This window comes from Bradyrhizobium macuxiense, assembly GCF_007993935.1.
Classification (GTDB): Bacteria; Pseudomonadota; Alphaproteobacteria; order Rhizobiales; family Xanthobacteraceae; genus Bradyrhizobium; species Bradyrhizobium macuxiense_A.
Genome location: NZ_VITY01000016.1, coordinates 194,409 through 211,619 on the forward strand (window position 1 = coordinate 194,409; position 17,211 = coordinate 211,619).

At 57.6% G+C, this 17,211-nt stretch carries 11 protein-coding genes and 3 pseudogenes; 8 read left to right on the forward strand and 6 right to left on the reverse strand.

What is annotated here, in order from left to right; genetic code table 11:
* Nucleotides 1-1,622: 1,622 nt before the first annotated feature.
* Complete coding sequence (gene dctA, locus FBZ93_RS33905) at nucleotides 1,623-2,936, forward strand: C4-dicarboxylate transporter DctA (protein WP_146991753.1); 1,314 nt, start codon at nucleotides 1,623-1,625, stop codon at nucleotides 2,934-2,936.
* A 368-nt stretch (nucleotides 2,937-3,304) separates the two neighbouring features.
* On the opposite strand, the gene FBZ93_RS33910 is transcribed toward dctA, so the two are convergent.
* The 3 genes from FBZ93_RS33910 to FBZ93_RS33920 all read right to left on the reverse strand — a co-directional run bounded on the left by FBZ93_RS33910 (nucleotide 3,305) and on the right by FBZ93_RS33920 (nucleotide 5,866).
* A complete protein-coding gene (locus FBZ93_RS33910) occupies nucleotides 3,305-3,745 on the reverse strand; it encodes a VirK family protein (protein WP_146991754.1) in 441 nt (146 codons plus the stop codon).
* Between the two features lie 639 nt (nucleotides 3,746-4,384).
* Entirely contained in the window at nucleotides 4,385-5,056 is a 672-nt protein-coding gene (locus FBZ93_RS33915) for a hypothetical protein (RefSeq protein ID WP_146991755.1), read from the reverse strand.
* Nucleotides 5,057-5,116: 60 nt separating this feature from the next.
* Nucleotides 5,117-5,866 (reverse strand): hypothetical protein, encoded by a 750-nt coding sequence (locus FBZ93_RS33920; RefSeq protein WP_146991782.1) that lies wholly within the window; start codon nucleotides 5,864-5,866, stop codon nucleotides 5,117-5,119.
* Between the two features lie 636 nt (nucleotides 5,867-6,502).
* Here FBZ93_RS33920 and FBZ93_RS33925 point away from each other — a divergent pair.
* Together FBZ93_RS33925 and FBZ93_RS33930 are read left to right on the forward strand one after the other, a co-directional pair.
* The gene (locus FBZ93_RS33925) at nucleotides 6,503-7,837 is read left to right on the forward strand and encodes a hypothetical protein (protein ID WP_146991756.1); all 1,335 of its coding nucleotides are present in this window, start codon (nucleotides 6,503-6,505) and stop codon (nucleotides 7,835-7,837) included.
* A gap of 1,314 nt (nucleotides 7,838-9,151) precedes the next feature.
* The gene (locus tag FBZ93_RS33930; protein ID WP_246667760.1) at nucleotides 9,152-9,496 is read left to right on the forward strand and encodes a hypothetical protein; all 345 of its coding nucleotides are present in this window, start codon (nucleotides 9,152-9,154) and stop codon (nucleotides 9,494-9,496) included.
* A gap of 448 nt (nucleotides 9,497-9,944) precedes the next feature.
* Here FBZ93_RS33930 and FBZ93_RS33935 read toward each other — a convergent pair.
* A pseudogene (locus FBZ93_RS33935) lies at nucleotides 9,945-10,614 on the reverse strand (transposase); the annotation flags it as partial.
* Nucleotides 10,615-11,148: 534 nt separating this feature from the next.
* On the opposite strand from FBZ93_RS33935, the gene FBZ93_RS33940 reads away from it, so the two are divergent.
* The 3 genes from FBZ93_RS33940 (at nucleotide 11,149) to FBZ93_RS33950 (ending at nucleotide 14,389) form a co-directional block, all read left to right on the forward strand.
* The gene (locus FBZ93_RS33940; RefSeq protein ID WP_146991758.1) at nucleotides 11,149-11,565 is read left to right on the forward strand and encodes a hypothetical protein; all 417 of its coding nucleotides are present in this window, start codon (nucleotides 11,149-11,151) and stop codon (nucleotides 11,563-11,565) included.
* A gap of 27 nt (nucleotides 11,566-11,592) precedes the next feature.
* The gene (locus FBZ93_RS33945; protein WP_146991759.1) at nucleotides 11,593-12,453 is read left to right on the forward strand and encodes a MaoC/PaaZ C-terminal domain-containing protein; all 861 of its coding nucleotides are present in this window, start codon (nucleotides 11,593-11,595) and stop codon (nucleotides 12,451-12,453) included.
* Nucleotides 12,454-13,456: 1,003 nt separating this feature from the next.
* Nucleotides 13,457-14,389, forward strand: coding sequence for a TauD/TfdA dioxygenase family protein (locus FBZ93_RS33950; protein ID WP_146991760.1), 933 nt, complete (start codon nucleotides 13,457-13,459; stop codon nucleotides 14,387-14,389).
* Between the two features lie 124 nt (nucleotides 14,390-14,513).
* Here the strand turns inward: FBZ93_RS33950 and FBZ93_RS41505 are convergent.
* A pseudogene (locus FBZ93_RS41505) lies at nucleotides 14,514-15,424 on the reverse strand (transposase); the annotation flags it as partial.
* A gap of 492 nt (nucleotides 15,425-15,916) precedes the next feature.
* Between FBZ93_RS41505 and FBZ93_RS33960 the strand changes: the two are divergent.
* Nucleotides 15,917-16,693 carry a class I SAM-dependent methyltransferase gene (locus FBZ93_RS33960; RefSeq protein ID WP_146991761.1) on the forward strand — a complete coding sequence of 259 codons (777 nt, stop codon included), beginning with the start codon at nucleotides 15,917-15,919 and terminating at the stop codon, nucleotides 16,691-16,693.
* Between the two features lie 79 nt (nucleotides 16,694-16,772).
* Here FBZ93_RS33960 and FBZ93_RS42015 read toward each other — a convergent pair.
* Nucleotides 16,773-16,916: pseudogene (locus FBZ93_RS42015) on the reverse strand (IS630 family transposase); the annotation flags it as partial.
* On the opposite strand from FBZ93_RS42015, the gene FBZ93_RS42020 reads away from it, so the two are divergent.
* Complete coding sequence (locus tag FBZ93_RS42020) at nucleotides 16,857-17,033, forward strand: MFS transporter (protein ID WP_146991762.1); 177 nt, start codon at nucleotides 16,857-16,859, stop codon at nucleotides 17,031-17,033. The pseudogene FBZ93_RS42015 and the gene FBZ93_RS42020 overlap by 60 nt on opposite strands.
* Nucleotides 17,034-17,211: the final 178 nt, after the last annotated feature.

The following is a 17,211-nucleotide window of genomic DNA, read 5'->3' on the forward strand; positions in this document are numbered from 1 at the left end:
ACGTCATGCTCCGTGAGTCGCGGAATCTCACCGTATGCAGGCCTCGAAGAGGTCTGTGGTTGCGAGCAGCATCGCTCTCAATTGACGCGGAATGCGGTCTCTATCGATTGCGGGACAAGAAAGGAAATTGTCGTGCATGAGGCATTCGCGGTTATTGTCCTGACAACCGGTATTCGGACGAGATGTGCTCGTTTGATGAATCAGTTCCTAAAACACCAGTTTGCCTATCCGGCATTTTCCAGGCGTGAGTGTCGAGCAGCGACGGCCCATCGTCGCGCCGTGGTGAGTTTGGAGTTTCCGCCCCGCGAGCTTGATATTGACGCCGATGACGTGGCGGATCTCGCGGACGTCCGAGGATGTTGCACCTGCTTCTCAGGTGCATGACGTTCGAGCTTACTGCAAGATCTAAGATTGATGTCCTGATGGACCTCCCGGTCCGGAGGAGCTCTGCCGCTGTGACCGTCCGAGAACTATCGTTAGACACGTGATCGATCAACGAAGATGAGCGGAGACAGCGGACTGCCCGCGCCGAAAACTCGTCAGCAGACTTGGGAAACCCGCTCGATCCGGCCGCGCCGGCCCCGGTGATGCTTTGTCGCCGGCCGTGTCAGATTCGAACGGTGCTGAATTGAAAATCTCGGACCGGGCTCGTTCGCGGAAGCCGCTAGGCAAGCCCCCTGAGTGAGAGATTTCCATAGGAGGACGTGGTCCAGAGGGTCGAGACCGGCACGAAAAGCGCGCCGGCCTGTGAACTGCTTTGTCGTGTTCCCGCAATGTCCAGTTGAAGGCATCAATGTCGCAAGTCCGACTAAGGTGCAAGCGTCCCGCGCGAACGTCCGCAAAGCGCGGGGTATTTCGCCCGATTAAGGCAAAGCGCGCACTCTTAATTTGGCGGCATGCCATTTGCTGGATGGGGAGAACAAAATAAGCGGCGACCACTGCAAGCCTTGCAGCCGCCGGTCAGGGAGGTCGGACGTGGCGAAGAGATTCGTCGAAGGTGGCTTGATAAGGAAGATACGACAAATCGTTATCCTGCGAAGGCGTGCCGGCATTCGTTGGCCGTGCTCAGGATCCCGTCATCGCTACTCCCATGTCGTGGCACCGGCGAATAACCTCGATCCGGTCCATGACCGAAATGTCATCCGCTTTCCGATCGCCGTCAACGGACAGACCCGGCGCAGTGCGCACTATCGAACGACAGCCGCAAAATCCGACCAGCTTTGTGTAGGATCTGTCGCGGTTCGCGCGGTCGCGACTTTCGACGGTGACGAAATCGCGGCGGTCAAGTGCGATTATGCGGAAATCATCCGCATCCTGATTTATAGCTTGCTGCGGGCCGCGCTCCGAAATCCTGTTCGCCGTAGCTGCCTTCTGGCTCTATGCCGGCGCCTCCGGCGCCGCATTAGAGCCTCGTCTGTCTTTGAAAAGATATTGCTCAGGGCGCCAATCGCATGTTGGCCGGGTAAGGCGCGCCCCGGCACTTTCCCCTCGCTCGGTCTCACAAGGCCACAAACAGCATCGGCTGGCCTGAACAGGCGGGCTTCACGTAATCCCACCGAGAGGAGAAGATCTACCGCGTGGGGCTGCGCCGCGTGTCCTTGTTCGTTTGGGAAGGGACCATCATGGTAATCATCGCAGCCGCTCCGCCAGCGACGCCCTCGCGCTCCTGGTATAAAATCCCCTACGTCCAGGTGCTTATCGCAATCCTGATCGGCGTCATGGTCGGCTACTTGTGGCCTTCTGTTGCGACAAATGACTGGATCAAGGCGCTCGGCGACGGATTCATCAAGCTGATCAAAATGCTTGTCGCGCCGATCATCTTTTGCACCGTCGTGTCCGGCATTTCACACATTCAAGATGCCGGAAAGGTCGGCCGGGTCGGTATCAAGGCGCTAGTCTATTTCGAGGTTGTTTCCACTTTCGCCCTGTTACTTGGTCTGGTCATAGGCAATCTGTTCCCGATTGGCCATGGACTCGCGGTCAAGCCCGATGCCGCGGCTGTGGCCGGCCTGGTCAACAAATCAGAAGCGCAGAAGGGGGTCGATTTCGTCCTCAACATCATTCCGGACAGCGTGGTCGGGGCGCTGGCCCGGGGCGACATCCTGCAAGTGCTGCTGTTTGCCATTCTGCTGGGCTTTTCGCTGATGGCTCTGGGCGAGAAGGGTGAGCGGTTGCGTGGGATCATTGACGATGCCGCACACGCAGTATTCGGCGTCATTGCCATCGTGATGAAGGCGGCGCCGATCGGCGCCTTTGGCGCTATGGCCTTCACGATCGGCAAATTCGGACCAGCTGCGCTCGGCAATCTGGTCGGATTGATCATCCTATTCTATGCGACGGCCGCGCTTTTCGTCGTGCTTGTCCTCGGCCTGATTGCGCGCTTGATCGGCTTTTCCATCTTCAAGTTCATCGCGTATATCAAGGATGAGCTATTGATCGTGCTGGGTACGTCGTCTTCGGAAAGCGCGCTGCCGCAGCTGATGAAAAAGCTGGAACGGCTGGGTTGCTCGAAGCCGTTGGTGGGCCTGGTTGTGCCGACTGGATACTCATTCAATCTCGACGGTACCAACATATACATGACGTTGGCGACGTTGTTCATCGCTCAGGCGCTCGACATTAATCTGACCTTAGGCCAGCAGTTCACAATCATAATTGTAGCGATGCTTACGTCGAAAGGCGCAAGCGGTGTCACCGGCGCCGGTTTCATCACGCTCGCAGCGACCCTGACGGTTGTCAGTCCCGTGCTGGTGCCGGGCATCGCGATTGTCTTCTCGATCGATAAGTTTATGAGTGAGGTGCGTGCGCTGACAAATGTCACGGGGAACGGTGTTGCCGCAATGTTTGTGTCCTGGTGGGAAGGCGAACTCGACCAAGCGAACCTACGCAAGCGACTTAACAAGGAAGACCGACCCACCGATGTCGGGACATCCGAATAAGACGGGGTAAGTGGCAGTGTTTCTTCCGCGAGCAGTATCGGCGAAGGAACATGGCGCCGCTCGTGATTCTTCGATCGCCATCAGCGACATCGCCGCCGGCTGATGGATTGGCATTTCAGCTTGAATCTCGCGTTTCGTCTGGCAGTGGATGGCGGACGCAGATCGGGTGCCGGGAACGCGGAGAGCGCGCCCGGCCTATAGCTAGATGTTGCCGCCATGGTATCGGCGGAGTTCATGGCCTGATCTCGTGGCGGACGATACATCGGCTATCGCCCGGCAAAGTCACCGTGGACGAGAGTAGGAAGCGCGCCAGCCATCAGCAGGATGCGCGAAACTGCACACCGGTAGATGGCAGCGCTTTCTCCGATCTACCAGACGAACTTCGCGCCGTCCGGCAATTCGCAGATGAACTCGCCCTGGTTCACGGCTTCCGCAGCTCCGGCAGCCAGCTTGGACGCCCGCACGGTGAGCTTGCCGTCGCGGCCGAGGCTGTGGCGAATGTATTCGGTCACCGGATGTCCCGAGCTGTCCAGGGTTTGATGCGCATCGGCGAAGCTGATGCCGTTCTGTGCGGACACCCTGAAGGCGCGGATCGCCAGCCCGCCCTGCACGGCCGGCCCGGGCTTGCCGCCATCGGCGGCGGTGCACCGGCTCAGGTCCAGTATGACCTTCACATTCTTGCCGTCCTGCAGGGCACTTAGCACATCGGCGTATTTCGGCGAGGGCTCATCGGCCCTGGCGATTGCGCTCACGCCTGCAGCCGACAGCAGGGACAACAGGATCGACAGGTATCTGCCACTGAACTGCATATGGTATTCTCCTCGATAGGAATCAAATTGCGCGCAAGCGCCAACTTGCCCGGCGTCGTGTCCCTAACCAGCTTGGCAGAATCCGGACACCAGGCGCGTTTGCCTTCCGACAACACCACGCGTTGCAACCGCAAAGCTAGTCATTGCGAAGGGTAATCGAACGTCACAAACTCGTATGTGGGGTTTTCGAAATGATGCGACGATTTCCGCGTCCCCCGCTCAGAACGGAGCCCCTCATGCCGAGTCGGTCGCTACTGTGCGGCAGTATTTCGCGGGCCTATTGATGAGCTCGGCTACGCGGATCTCCGTATTCCGCAATCAGATCCATACGCACGCGCCCTCATGATCCGGGCGGAGTAAGACCAGACAGTCCAAGTTTGATGAGAAGATCCATGGACTGGATTATGTAGGTCGAAGCGAGATCAACTCATTCCGCCAATTTCAGGGCTCGGCAGGTTCGACAGTCATCGCACCGACCGTGCGACTGCCTATCGCAGGTCGCGCGGTGGCCGCCCATAGCGGAGGTCGTCTTAGCCGCCGACCAAAGACTGCTCTCGTAGTTGGACATTTGATGCAGTCGACCCGATTTAGCGTCACTAGCAATGGTGCCACCTCGGCCAGCGACATTGCATCCTCAGTCTAGTATGATCTCCGCATCTGAAAACTTAGTTCCAGGTCGCGAAGCAGGGTGTAGTTCCCTCGGATCCATTGATGCAGCTCGGTCGACCAATCCTTCTCGTTGCGCAGATATCCAGTGAAGGAAAAACTCAGTCGGTCAATGTAGGCCTTTAGAAATGTCGGCAGCGCAGGGATGCGGAAAACACGCCCGCCATCCATGATGTCAGGTAGTGGGCCACGCAGCACGAATTCGTTGTGGACGGTGACGAGCGCCCCTGGCCGGGTCTGTCGCCGCAGCATCTCATAACTGCGCCAGGACACACGATCAGTGCCTGCGACGAACAGGACGATCGGGACGACATAACGGCGCACCGTCTCCTTCATGAAGCGGATCTCTTCGCACGTCTTGAAGAATTCGTCGAAGGCATGAAAGCCGAGGTCAATCACCTTAGCCACCCGATCGTTGACGATAAGCGGGTCGATCAGCTGGATCTTGCCATAGGTATCGATCACATCGGCGGTCTCGGTGATGTGGGGGAGGTAATCGAGCAATGACGGTTCCCTCAGATTGACATCGAAAGAGAGCGCCGTGCCGTTCTGCAGCACCAGGAACTCGCTTACGAGGCGAGCGATCAGGGTTTTGCCGACCTGCGGGCTAGGAGAGCAGATGATGTAGATGGGCGTTGCTAACATAGCCGCAGAATCAATCGAGTTTCGTACGTGGGCTCAGCCCGTCGCTCGCCGAGTACGCGGCTAGTGTTCGCCGCCGCGGGTCACCGATTTGGTGCCGGTCAATTCGGTCAAGTTGATGCGGTCATATTCGCTCCAGACATTTGCGAGCCAGTGACGGACATAGCCGCGCAGCACGAAGGAGTAGTTCGCCGGCTCATCGCGTCGGCCCTTGTTTGCGACGAAGTCGACGAAGGGCACGGAGGCGACTTCGACCTGCTCATAGGCCATCGCGTCAAGCTTGGGTATGGTCAGCTCGGTCGCATACTTGATGCGATGGAAATAGGAGTTGTAGGTCGACTGGTCCCACTGGAAGAACTGGGTGTCGTTGATGAAGTTCTTCACCAGGAAGTATTTCGCGCCGCTCATGAAGTCGGCGGTCTCGGCGATCTCGTCCAGCGAGGCGATGGAAGGCCCCAGGATATGGAACACGGCAAATGTGATTTGGCCGGACCGCGCGGCATCCAAAAATCCGATGTCGCGCAAGGAACCCAACGCTGAGGAGAGCAAACCAGCGCGAGCATCGATCACCGTGACGGACAGCCCAGAATTTAAGGTGTCGAAAATCTTCATCTGATCCGCGGTCGTCGTCATGTCGACGATCTCGGTGATGTCAGGGTGAAAGCGCTTCAACGTTCCCCGCGGTGACTCCGTGTCGAAAGCGCGTGTCTGCACGGTATTGTTGCTGAAGTAGTCGAGAAGCGTTCGCGATACCGTCGTCTTTCCAACGCCACCCTTGTCCGCGCCGACCACAATCACAACTGGCTTCACCATGGAATTCCCCTTAGACACTCGCTCTCGCGCCGACGCGAAATGCGCCAGCGGCAGGGGTCTGCTTTGGATGCGAACATGGCGGAACGAGGGACAAGTGACTCGTTGAGGCGTCATCAAAGCGTTTGGTCGACAGCTTTCACTACCAGTCGTCAGCAGGTAGGATGCAATGACGATGAAAGAGCGGAACGATTAGCAGCCACAAATGATGGCTCCAATGGTTTGCGAACATACGAGCGAGCCTCGGCAAAAGACCGACCGTTGGGATGAAATCTCGCCGTTCGAATATGAATCACTATTGATGGCTTGAATCGCACGTAGCGTCAGGTCGTAGACTTGGCAAAGCGGTGACGTAAGCTATGGCTCGCACGCGAGCGTCGATGACTAACAGGCAAATCAAGAGAGCTCCTGCGAATGGATTAGTTTGTTGCGACGCAGTCGCCTGGAAGATGAGGATATCCCGGTGCATGGGCCGCGCGCATTCTCATGATGTTAAGTGCGGGGATGTGGCGCCGGGATGCGTGGTGACGGAGTTGGAATCGAATTTGCTCGTGTTGGACCTGCGCGGGAGCCAGGCAACAAGAGGGTCGAAAACGCCAAAAGCTCTCAACCACTGCTCTCGCGCTGTGGAGGCTGTCAATGTCTAGTCTGGGGCAGGACCGAGATAACGACCAGATGCAACCGCGCAAAGCACCGGCGGTGCACCTCGGAAAGGATTGTGCGTTGAGGCTTAATGCAGCCCTAAGCGAGATTTATTCTGCTTGCCACATCAACGACTTCTCGACCGCAGTGGTCAAGCATGGCAAGCAATTGCGGATAGTCGCGGATCGCGCAATGTTCCTACAAAAGGCTGCCGCGGATTTCCAACTTAGGTTTGTGGCAAGCTTTGAGGAAGACATTCGTGCCGGACAATCGTGGGGGTACGCCAAGACATGCAACGCGGTAAGTTGGGAGGTCGCAGGTCAACCAGGCATCGAAGCCTGCAAGGCGTTGGCGGCTCGAGTATCGAGGCTGGATAACGATCTGATAAGGAAAATGGAAGTCAAGGCGCTTTCGCTCTTGGCATCATCGTTCGGTCGGCGCTCCTGGATCGCCGAATGTCGTGGCGGAACGATCAGAATCGCCGAATTTTTCCTGGATGAACGCGGAACAGTTCAACGGCTGAACAGCCAGCATCTGTCGTTGCTGATGAATGGTTTCAGCAAGTGGCCCCAAGAACCGACCTCTCGCAAGGCCGCGGCCTCAATAGCGAATGAGGTCATTCGCCGCGGGTGCCGCCGCGCGCGGCTCTCTGATTTTTCTCCGCAAGGATTATCGACGCTGGTGAACGGGTTCAGCAGGTGGGACGGGGAGGAGAGGGCGTGCAAGGCGATAGTCGCTGTTGCCGGTGAAGTTCGGCGCCGCGCTGATCGCGCCGACATCGGACTCTCTGAATTTGTTCCGCAGGGGCTGGCGGCCCTCGTGAACGGGTTCAGAAAATCGCCGGAACAGAAAGATTGTCGTCAAGCCACAGTTGCAATCGCCGGCGAGGTTTTAAGCCGCGACGGCCAACTGTCTCGTTTTGTGCCGCAAGAACTCGCGAACTTGCTGAATGGTTTCAGCAGGTGGCCGGAAGAGCCCCCTTGTCATAAAGCCGCGATCGCGATCGCCCGTCAGGTTCTTAGCCGCGGGGATCACATTGTTTGCTTTAATCCGCACGACTTGGCGAAGCTGGTGAACGGCTTTAGCAAGTGGCCGGAGGAGACCGCGTCTCGTCAAGCCATAGGCGCGATCGCGAACGAGGTACTTTGTCGTGTCTCCCGGCTCTCTCAGTTTGCTGAGCAGGATCTCTCGAACCTGGTGGACGGTTTCAGCAAGTGGCCGGGAGACGCTGTCTGTTGTCAAGCCACGATGGTGATCGCGGCTGAACTCGTTCGCTCCGCCGACCGGCTCTCTGACGCAGCAGGGACTTGCAAATCTGGTGAACGGGTTTAGCAAATGGCCGCAAGAGTCTTCGTGTCGGCGGCCGCAATCGCAATTGGTCGTGAGGTCCTTCGCGGTTGCGATCAAGTCGGCGATGTTGCTCCGCAGGATCTGACGAACTTCGTGAGCGGCTTCGGCAAGCGGCCAGAAGAGACTACGTCTCGCCAAGCAATAGTCGCAGTCGCGAATGAGATTCTTTGTCGTGTCGCTCAGCTTTGTCAGTTTACCGAGTAGGATCTAACGATCCTGGTGATGGTTTCAGCAAGTGGCCGGAAGATCCTGCATGCCGCCAAGCCACAGTCGTAATCGTGAGTGAGGTCGTTCGTTGCGCCGACCGTCTCCCGGACTATACCCAGCAGGGACTTGCGATGGTGAACGGTTTAAGCAAATGGCCCCAGGAGGCTGCCAGTCGTCAAGCCGGATTCGCGTTTGCTCGTGAGGTCCTTCGCTGCGCCGACCACGATGGGCGGCTCTCTGATTTCAATCACCAGGGTCCATGAGAACGCCGAAGAAGCCATGCGTCGAGGGTTCGATGGATTCGAGGTCTTTGGCCACTCGATCGCGCATTGCGCGAAGGGGTGATCAATGGGAAGCGGCCGAGTTCATGAGCCCCGAGCGTCAATTGGCATAAGGGGCGAGCAGCTCTTGTCGGCCAGAGTTTTGACGCCAAGCGAGCCACCGGCTAGCTAAGATGAACGGCGTTTGACCAGGGAGCATATTGGAGCAGCGCGCCGTTCGTGCTCAAGACGGGACCTCCTCACATGCCGCTCCCAACGAGCGCTGGTACGCGGATGAATTGGAGTTCACCATGCTAGCGTGGTGAGACTGTGCCTTGGCCTTCATGCGCGTAACCTTCATCGCGCGGTCGTCAGCTGGGTGAGCACAACAGCTGGAATCTCCAGCGAGATGATCAGAGTTATGATGGTGCATTTTGTTGAGCAGCGGTTTGCGGGATGTACCATGTGACGGTCGACCGACAAGGGGTCTGCTTTTTCGCTACCAATCGTACTCTATGATCGCCGCCGCCCTAAACCATAGGCTCGGTATCCCGTCTGGAATGGCGCGATGGCCAAAGCCCTCGTTAAGAACTTCGAGCGCAGTGATGCCCCGATCAATCCGCTGTCCACGCATAATTGCGCTCTCAAGCATCGACCACTGGATCGAACATCCCCGCGTTACCGGTTGCGGTGCGTGGGCGAGCAATGCGATCGCGTTTTCATGTCATCGCGGTTCCAGCTGCCAAAGGCAGCCCAGAAACCGAATCGATGATGAAGATTGGGGGTACCTTTCATCCTTCCTTTTCGGTACGCTCACACGATGAGCTCAATGTCGAAGCTTGTGGCGGTAGGGGCAATTTTCGTAGGGGAAACCCTTTCGATAATCGCGGAGTTGGTCGCCTCAAAGCAGTTTGGAAAGGCCGGCGAGTATCTGACAACGCTCCTGCCGATGTTCCTGCTGATAACAATCGGTGGTACCCTGCTCGTCTGCGGATACGCACTCGGCTACATGCATCTCAAGAACATTTGGATAATTGTCGCAATATCCGTGGGAGCGATTTTGGTGGTAGAACCGATTCTCACGTTTCTGCTCTTTCGGGAAGTACCGACAACCGGTTCGCTGATCGGGCTGGCGTTCGGCGCGCTTGGAACGCTTGCTGCGATATTTCTATAGGCGCTATCGTGAGTCGGGTTAACTTGGCGGGCTTCGGCGAGATCGCAGATTGAAAATTCCGTAACTTTGGTTCTGCTCAATTGGAACGCAAGGGCAGGGAACTTTGTTCTGGCGGACGTTGGCTACGTGCTAGTCAGGAGTGCCACATGATCGGCGGGTCGCGAGGGCGCCTCAGCTGAAGCCATCAGCGGGGGTGGAGCTCGTTTCTTCCGCAAGGGAGTTTTCCAGCTATTCCGGTGAGCGCTACTCGCTTGCAGCGAATAACCGCTAAGATCAGCTCGGATTTTAACTCTCAAGGAGCAATCATAGACCATTGGAACTTCGGTGGAGGCACCGCGATGATGCTGCAAACTGCACACAGCGAAATCCACGACGTGGACATCCTTTTTTGCGATCCGCATTTGTTGCCGTTCCGAGCGTCTGACTCTAAAAGCGAGCAGCATTTTCGGAGTCTGGCGAGACGGCGGGTCAGGAGCCTGAGATGGCCAAGCGCGTTCGGTGACAGCGGAGCCTTCGAGGTCTCTTGTGAGGCGTCGGCACCAACCAAACCAAGCGAAGGTGCGCTCGACAACTCAGCGTCTGGGATTTGACCCCCGAGCGGCCGTTCGACAACATCGATTGTCCAAGGCCCGTTGTGGGTGAGTGGGTCGACGAGCCGTTTTCCGCGGTAAAAAACCGGTCAGCAAAGACGTGCCGGAGCCTGGAAAGCGCTCTCTGAGGTGTTCCAGCAGCGGGACAGAACATTGTCAGGATGAACGTGGACTGCCAGCAGCAGACCATTGGTGTTAGGGACAATGTGGCGCTTGCCAGGAACGAGGCCCCCTGGCCCGCCGGCCTTCGTCGCCGGAGCCGTTTGGCTGTCGATAACGGCAGCCGTGGGGCCCGGCTTGAGCCCAGTTTCCGCCGCGCTTGCCGGACCAGGGCCCTGACGATCCTGTACCATCTGCTGGTGTCAACCCTTGGACCGTCGAGTACTGCGGGAACTCGCTCGGCAGAGCTCGCCATTGGCAGCCGATCGACAAAATGTAGAAGATCGTCTGGACGACCTCGCGCAAATCGACGTCCCGCGGGCACCCTCGCCGATGTCGACGTGGCATCTTCCGCGATATCAGCGCCCACACCGGTCAGATTGCTTGTGTAGCGCACCTAGCCAGCCTGATGGCAGCGAAGGGTTCGCGGAGGGCAAGGGAGTCATCGCGAGGTGGGGCCTGAGAGCGTGGAGCAAATCTGCAACCCGATGGACAAGAACCGGATCACGAGGCCTACCCGACCGAACCAGTGAGCAAATGATCTCGAGGTCAGCGGCTAACAAGTTCTGTTCCGCCAGCCGCCGCGACAATCGCCACGAAGCGACAGCGTTTCGTTCAAATGCCAGCTGATCCTTGTTCGGCTTCTGACAGCTGTACGACGAGTGTCGGGTCCAAAACACAGGGACGCCGCCAGCGGTTTCAAATCTCTCAGCGTAACCAGAAGCATAATGCATCTGAACGGTGTTGGCACGAGCGTTGCTATCGAGAAGCGGCAACATTGATTGAGCGCCGAGTGCATTCAACCGCGCAAACCGAGCGATGCTGTCCGTCTTTCAAACCCGGGTTGATTTCCGGGAGAGGCAGAGAGACAAGCGCGCAGCATGAGGGAAGATCTCATCCTCGTTGGCCGCAGTTTTTGGCCTGGGCGAATGCATTCCTTTGACAGAGGACGCCATCGCCAGCAGCCGAGCATCAGGGTTCTCTGTCGTCGAGCTCCAGAACGCGCAAGACGATGTGGGTCTCGTTTTTCCGGGCACGCACATCCAAGCCGGCGAGCGCCTCATGGCACGCGATCTCAGACGACAGGCTATCTGGTATCGCTCATCTCAGGTCGTTAATGAATTCGCTAACGAGCTCGAAGACATCACGACCGCGCTCAATGAGGTCGTCATCACCTCAGGCAAAGAAGCGGTGTCCGCGGGCGCCCATCCCGCGAAGCCCGAGGTCATGAGATGCCGTTCGCAGATGGTGAAGGAGAGGGGCGAGAGCGCAGCCAGCCAGATCTTGTTTGAGGGGAGCCGGCGCTCCTCCCTGGCGTGACGCCAAGGGACAACCGACAGGGACCCGATGCCAATCGACTATCCCGCAGTACTAAATCTCAAGACCGAAGCCGCTCCCTATTCGTGGAGCGATCGCGAGGTGATGCTTTACGCGCTTGGTATCGGCATGGGATCCGATTCCCTGAACGATAAAGAGCTGCAGTTTGTCAACGAGGCATTTGCAACACCCAAGCCCCTGAAGGTCGTTCCGACCTTTGCTTCGGTCTGCGTCTGGGGGGCGCGACCCGGAATCATCAACCTCAACCGCGCCATGGTCCTTGATGGCGAGCGCGACATCACATTTCACAAGTCTATCCCTGTCGCGGCCAGCGTTACCGCGGATGCGCGCGTGCGCGGCGTGTACGACAAGGGCAGGGAGAAAGGCGCTATCATTCAGAACGAAGTCGTCGCTAAAGATGGCGACGGTGAGAAGATCGTCACGATCGTTTCTTCAGTCTTTGCTAGGGGCGACGGCGGCTTTGGCGGGCCATCGGAGGGAATGCCCGAGCCGCACCAATTACCCCGCCGAGTGCCGGACAAATCAGTTGATATCCAGATCCGGCCTGACCAAGCGTTGATCTATCGTCTGTCGGGTGATCGAAATCCCTTGCATAGCGATCCGGAATTCGCGCATCGGGCCGGTTTTCCAAAGCCCATTCTCCATGGCATGTGCACGTACGGACTGACCTGCAGGGCCGTGTTGCAGACGTATGCCGACTACGACCCCTCTGCCTTCCGTCGTCATCGCGTTCGCTTTTCTGCGCCGGTGTTCCCGGGTGAGATCATTACAGTTGACCTCTGGAAAGATGGCAATTCGATTTCGTTCGAAGCGCACGTTAGAGAGCGCCAAGTTGCCGTCGCCAAGTATGGGCAAACGCTGCTTGGCTGAATTTTCGTGACGCGCTTCGCCCCCAAAAAAGACACGCGGCAAAAGACCCTTTGCCTAGGTGGTATGGAACCCTCATGCAAGAACGCCGAACTTGATCAGGAGATTCGCGCAAGATCGCGCGCTCGGGCTTGCTCTGTCCTGCTCGGTACCATCTCCTATGCGCAGTTGCAATGCGTCTGCGCAACCCATTCCTCTTATCGGAAAGCCAAGCCGATTGTAGTGGCCTCGCTGCGGGGCGTACAGGGCCATTGGGTTCAATCAGCGTATAGTTCTTGCTGGTCAGCCCGCCCCGTGACCGTCCCATGGATCTGCCTCCTGTTCGAGGTGATGCGCGGTCCGCACTGATGCTGGAGGATAATCGAGGTTATCGATCATCTGGACAGCCGCATCACGAGCACCAGCGGATGCATCTAGCCTCAAGCTAGAGCCGGATAGATTGGCGCAGACCGCTACATCCTTTTGTCGACTCCTCCTGCAATGCGCGCGTGGTCCATAGATCGGCGTCAAGACTGTTTTCCAGCTGGATGTCGTCGACCTCCATGGGATGAGATCAGCCCACCAGGAAAGGTAGGTGCAGTGGCAATAGAGACATGAAACACTAGCCACCAAAGAACAGGAGGCAACCTGAGGCAACCTAGAGGAGGCAACCTGTGAACGGGAGGCAATATGGAGCAAGCCATAACGATCGATCATGAGCGAGCGAGAGGCGTCACCTTGAAGCCCGATTAAAGGTACAAGGAGGGGTTCAGTTATCCGGAATGTTGGTTCCGTTTTCTGGTCCTCTTACTGGTATTGCAGGCAACTGCTCCTACTCAGTGCGCGATCACGTAATCTGAATGCAGTTTCTGAGGTCAATCATCGCTGCGAAATTCGAGAAGACGCTTAGGCGACACACAATAGCCGAATTGCATGTTGGTCAGATCGGTTACCAACGCCACGAATGCCTTTGGTGTCACAGCTGAATAGCTTTGTCGGGTGCAAAAGCAAGTTGGAGAATGCGACCATGAGTGAAATGGCTTTGATCAATAACGTCATTCCGCGTACCGATGTCGTCAAACGCGCGGGGCGCATCGGCGCTGAAATCCTGAATATCAAGCTGTCGGGCGATTTGCCGGACCAGACCATCGCTGCGATCAATGCCCTGATGCTTGAGTACAAGGTCATCTTCTTCCGTGAGCAGGGGCATCTCGACGACGCAGAACAAGAGCGCTTTGCTCGTCGCTTGGGGAAGCCTGTGCCGCCTCTTCCGACGGTGGGTGCTATCAAGGGAACGATTTCGGTAGTTGAGATAGATTCGGTGCGCGGAGGTCTCCGGACTGACTGTTGGCATATCGATATGGCCTACATGGATGCCTATCCCAAGATTATGGTGCTGCGAGGCGTTGTGATCCCACCAACCGGCGGCGACACGGTGTGGTCAAACACCGCGGCCGCATATCTCGACTTGCCACCGCCGCTGCAGCGACTTGCCGACGACCTCTGGGTTGTTCACAACAACGCGTTCGATTTCGCCATATTTGCCCGCCCTACCGAAGCCGATAAGAAGCTTTATGAGAAGATCCTTACAAGAGCGAGGTTCGAGACCGAGCATCCCCTCGTACGTGTCCACCCCGAGACCGGCGAGCGCACGCTGGTGCTCGGCATGTATACGAAACGCTTCGTTGACGTGCCGAAATATGACGGCCAGAGGCTATTCGATCTATTCGAGTCTCATATTACTGCGCCGGAAAACACTCTGCGCTGGAACTGGAAGCAGGGCGATGTCGCCATCTGGGACAACCGAGCCACAATGCATTACGCGGCCAAGGATTACGGGGACCAGCCTCGCCTCGTCTATCGCGCAGCCATCGATGGCGAGGTGCCCGTCAGCATCGACGGCCGGCGCAGTGTAGCACGTGTCAAGGTCATCGAGCCGCCGCCCGCGAACGTCGTCTAGCGCGTTCGCAAATTTCACGGAGATCCAGCGGATGCGGACTCTTGTGCGCGTTCGCTGCTTGCGGTATCGGCAGGTCAGACTGACACGCGCGGCTAGGCGAAGGAGTTTCTTCGTTGAGGCGGATCTCCTTCACCAAACCACAAGCTGGGTTTCTGATCAATTGCTCTGCGCGATGCGCATCATCAATATGCCAGGCTTGGCGCAGCGCTCTGCGAACCGGTGCATGCAGATGCTTCGGCAGGTGTTCGATGATGTAGCGTGCCTTGTGAATTTGACAGCGTCGGATCGGCGCGTGTGGCCCAAAGCTCCGGCGGATCGTCTTCGTCAGCGCCTTCGCTCCGCCAACGATGAAGACACGACTGCCTCCTGGATTGAGGCCTCGGCCGATCAGGTTGTTGGGCGGTCGCTTGCACAGTCGCAGCGTTCTCCGTCACGCCTTCCACGACAGCCAGTTGGTGCTTGCGTCCCTCGCTATCGATCACCACCGCGGCGACCAGCGTCAGTTCTTCGCGGATGTGCAGCCCGTCGGTCTGGATGGCGAGCAGACCGAGTTGCGACCGATCGGACGGCATCCATTCAGCCATCCGCGCAGCCGACAACTCGACGAACGCGACACCGCCGATTTGGATCGGCTGTCGCCAAGTGCCACCGGCACATCGCCCTCAGGCAGGCGAATGGCGCGGCAAAAACTTGCGGGTCCAGACGTTCAGCAGCATCAGGTTCGTCGCCCACTTGCCGAGCTCCGATCGGGCGGCCTCCCAGATCGGCAATGCGAGCACACCGTCGCGTCCGCGCATACGCGGTCGCCGGACCGGGACCATCCCGCCGTGGAAAGCCAAGCGGCCCATCGTTCCGTCCCACGTTGGCCGTCTCGTTCCTTCAACCGCCCGTGGCGCAGTCCACAGAGCTGCTCGACGTCCTCTTCCATCATCCCCGCCAGCGTGCGATGCCCGCCGTCAGGCAGAAATGGTCGAAGCTTTCCCCGACTGAGTTTGCGGGGGCGCTTCCACCATCGCGGTCGCGTTCGGCTTCGATGTCGTGATAGTCTTCTTCATGGCGTCGTTTCCTCCGCGGATTCGACACTTGGAGCTTGCAGGCTCGACCCGTGCAACCGCGCTCCTCCTATCTCAACATCGGTGGGACACTCCAGCCCTCGGTCAACTACCAGTGTTAGCGATTGATCTACATGAGAAACATGCCAAGTATCGGTTGAATAGCTTCACTAGCGAAGAGTTTGGCATGCAACATCAACCAGAATCTGTGCTCTCCAACAGTGCTGATCGACGCGCTGACTGGTCGCCTACAGTACTGCCGTGCTTTCAGATATGCTGGAGCCGCGACCTTTCCTTCCTCGCTGGAACGCCGGCGCGATCACTGAGCGCGCAGCTTTCGAGGACTCTAGGGGCGGCGACCCCGCGGCAGGGTTATCAGACAATCAGCATCTTCGACGTCACCTCGCCGGCAGGTTTAGCCGCTCGCACATTTTGAGCAGCCCCGTGGACAAATGACCAGACTACGGAGGCAGGCATGATCGTAGCGAGTGAACTGTATCGTGGCGCGGCGCCCTACTACGCACGGCACGTGAAACCTTATTCAGAAGACATTTTCCGATCATTGTTTCGGGTTTGTAGGCTTGCCAGCAGCAGTCGTGCCCTCGATCTTGGTGCCGGCACAGGGCTGATCGGAATTCGCCTGGCGCACTCGATAGCGCACGTGGCTTCAGTCGATCCAAGCGACGAGATGCTCCAGGAAGCCAAACGAATCGCGAAGGCCGCAGGAGTGAGGAATATAGAATTTATAGTGTCGAGGTCGGAAGACCTAAACGAATCAATGTCGTCATTTGATATCGCAACGATTGCGTGCTCTTTCCCTCACATGGATCGAGAGACGGTGTTGGCAAAGCTAGCCCAAATGCTCAAGCCGGATGGTTGCGTAGCGATCATCAACCGGGAGCGGGATGGCTCTGAACCTGGAGAATGGCGCACTGCGATGTTGAGCGACATCAAAGAGTTCTGGGGAGGAACCTTGCCGGCAGGTCCTGGAACCGTTCGACCTGACCGGGACGTTCTTCGCGCTTCCGATTTCAGTGAAATCACAGAGCTTCGTCACTATTACGAGCATCACTGGAATATTGATGACCTTCTTGGCTATCTGCACTCAATATCCTTGGGTGCGCCAGGTGTTCTCGGGACCCGTCGTGACGAGTTCACGACGCGTATCCGTCGGTTGTTACTGACCTATTCGGCAACTGGTCCCTTCACGGAACGAGGCCACGTCACCACGTTGCTCGGATATAGACCATAGTTCTCAGTTGTCATCGAGAATGACCTAACACTGTTCGGCGACTTTCGCCGCCGATCACCGCTGCTGGAGCATTTTCCGATCACGTTGCGTCGTAACCGGCTGCGACGAGATAATTTTTGACATTCCTCAGGTGAGAAGTGTTTGAGAGAGCGCTGGCGATTGCTTGCCAGAGATCGGGTATGGTGCGCGCTGCCGCGGCGCGCAACAGCGCCTTCAACTCAGCTACAATGCCGCGCGCTGCATAGGCCCGGCCATCGGCGGCATCATGGTTGCGACCGCGGGCGCGGTGGCTACGTTCGCGCTCTCACGCTGCTCGCCTTCACTAAGCAGTCGTCCGTGAAGAATGCGGATTGACCTGAAAAATAAGAAAAAATGGTCTTGAGAAAGTATTCGATTTTGCAGGAAAGCGGTGTGTGGGACCTGGCTTTCCTGCGTTTTGGGATTTCGTTTTTGGGCGGTTCGTGATTCCCTGACGGCGTCGTCGACATTGGGGAATGCGATGAGCAAACCGCGGGATG

What these genes read in the sequence shown, in the direction of transcription:
- dctA (WP_146991753.1), top strand. Translation starts at nt 1,623, where the DNA reads ATGGTAATCATCGCAGCCGCTCCGCCAGCGACGCCCTCGCGCTCCTGG.
- FBZ93_RS33910 (WP_146991754.1), bottom strand. Translation starts at nt 3,745, where the DNA reads ATGCAGTTCAGTGGCAGATACCTGTCGATCCTGTTGTCCCTGCTGTCG.
- FBZ93_RS33915 (WP_146991755.1), bottom strand. Translation starts at nt 5,056, where the DNA reads ATGTTAGCAACGCCCATCTACATCATCTGCTCTCCTAGCCCGCAGGTC.
- FBZ93_RS33920 (WP_146991782.1), bottom strand. Translation starts at nt 5,866, where the DNA reads ATGGTGAAGCCAGTTGTGATTGTGGTCGGCGCGGACAAGGGTGGCGTT.
- FBZ93_RS33925 (WP_146991756.1), top strand. Translation starts at nt 6,503, where the DNA reads ATGTCTAGTCTGGGGCAGGACCGAGATAACGACCAGATGCAACCGCGC.
- FBZ93_RS33930 (WP_246667760.1), top strand. Translation starts at nt 9,152, where the DNA reads ATGTCGAAGCTTGTGGCGGTAGGGGCAATTTTCGTAGGGGAAACCCTT.
- FBZ93_RS33945 (WP_146991759.1), top strand. Translation starts at nt 11,593, where the DNA reads ATGCCAATCGACTATCCCGCAGTACTAAATCTCAAGACCGAAGCCGCT.
- FBZ93_RS33950 (WP_146991760.1), top strand. Translation starts at nt 13,457, where the DNA reads ATGAGTGAAATGGCTTTGATCAATAACGTCATTCCGCGTACCGATGTC.
- FBZ93_RS33960 (WP_146991761.1), top strand. Translation starts at nt 15,917, where the DNA reads ATGATCGTAGCGAGTGAACTGTATCGTGGCGCGGCGCCCTACTACGCA.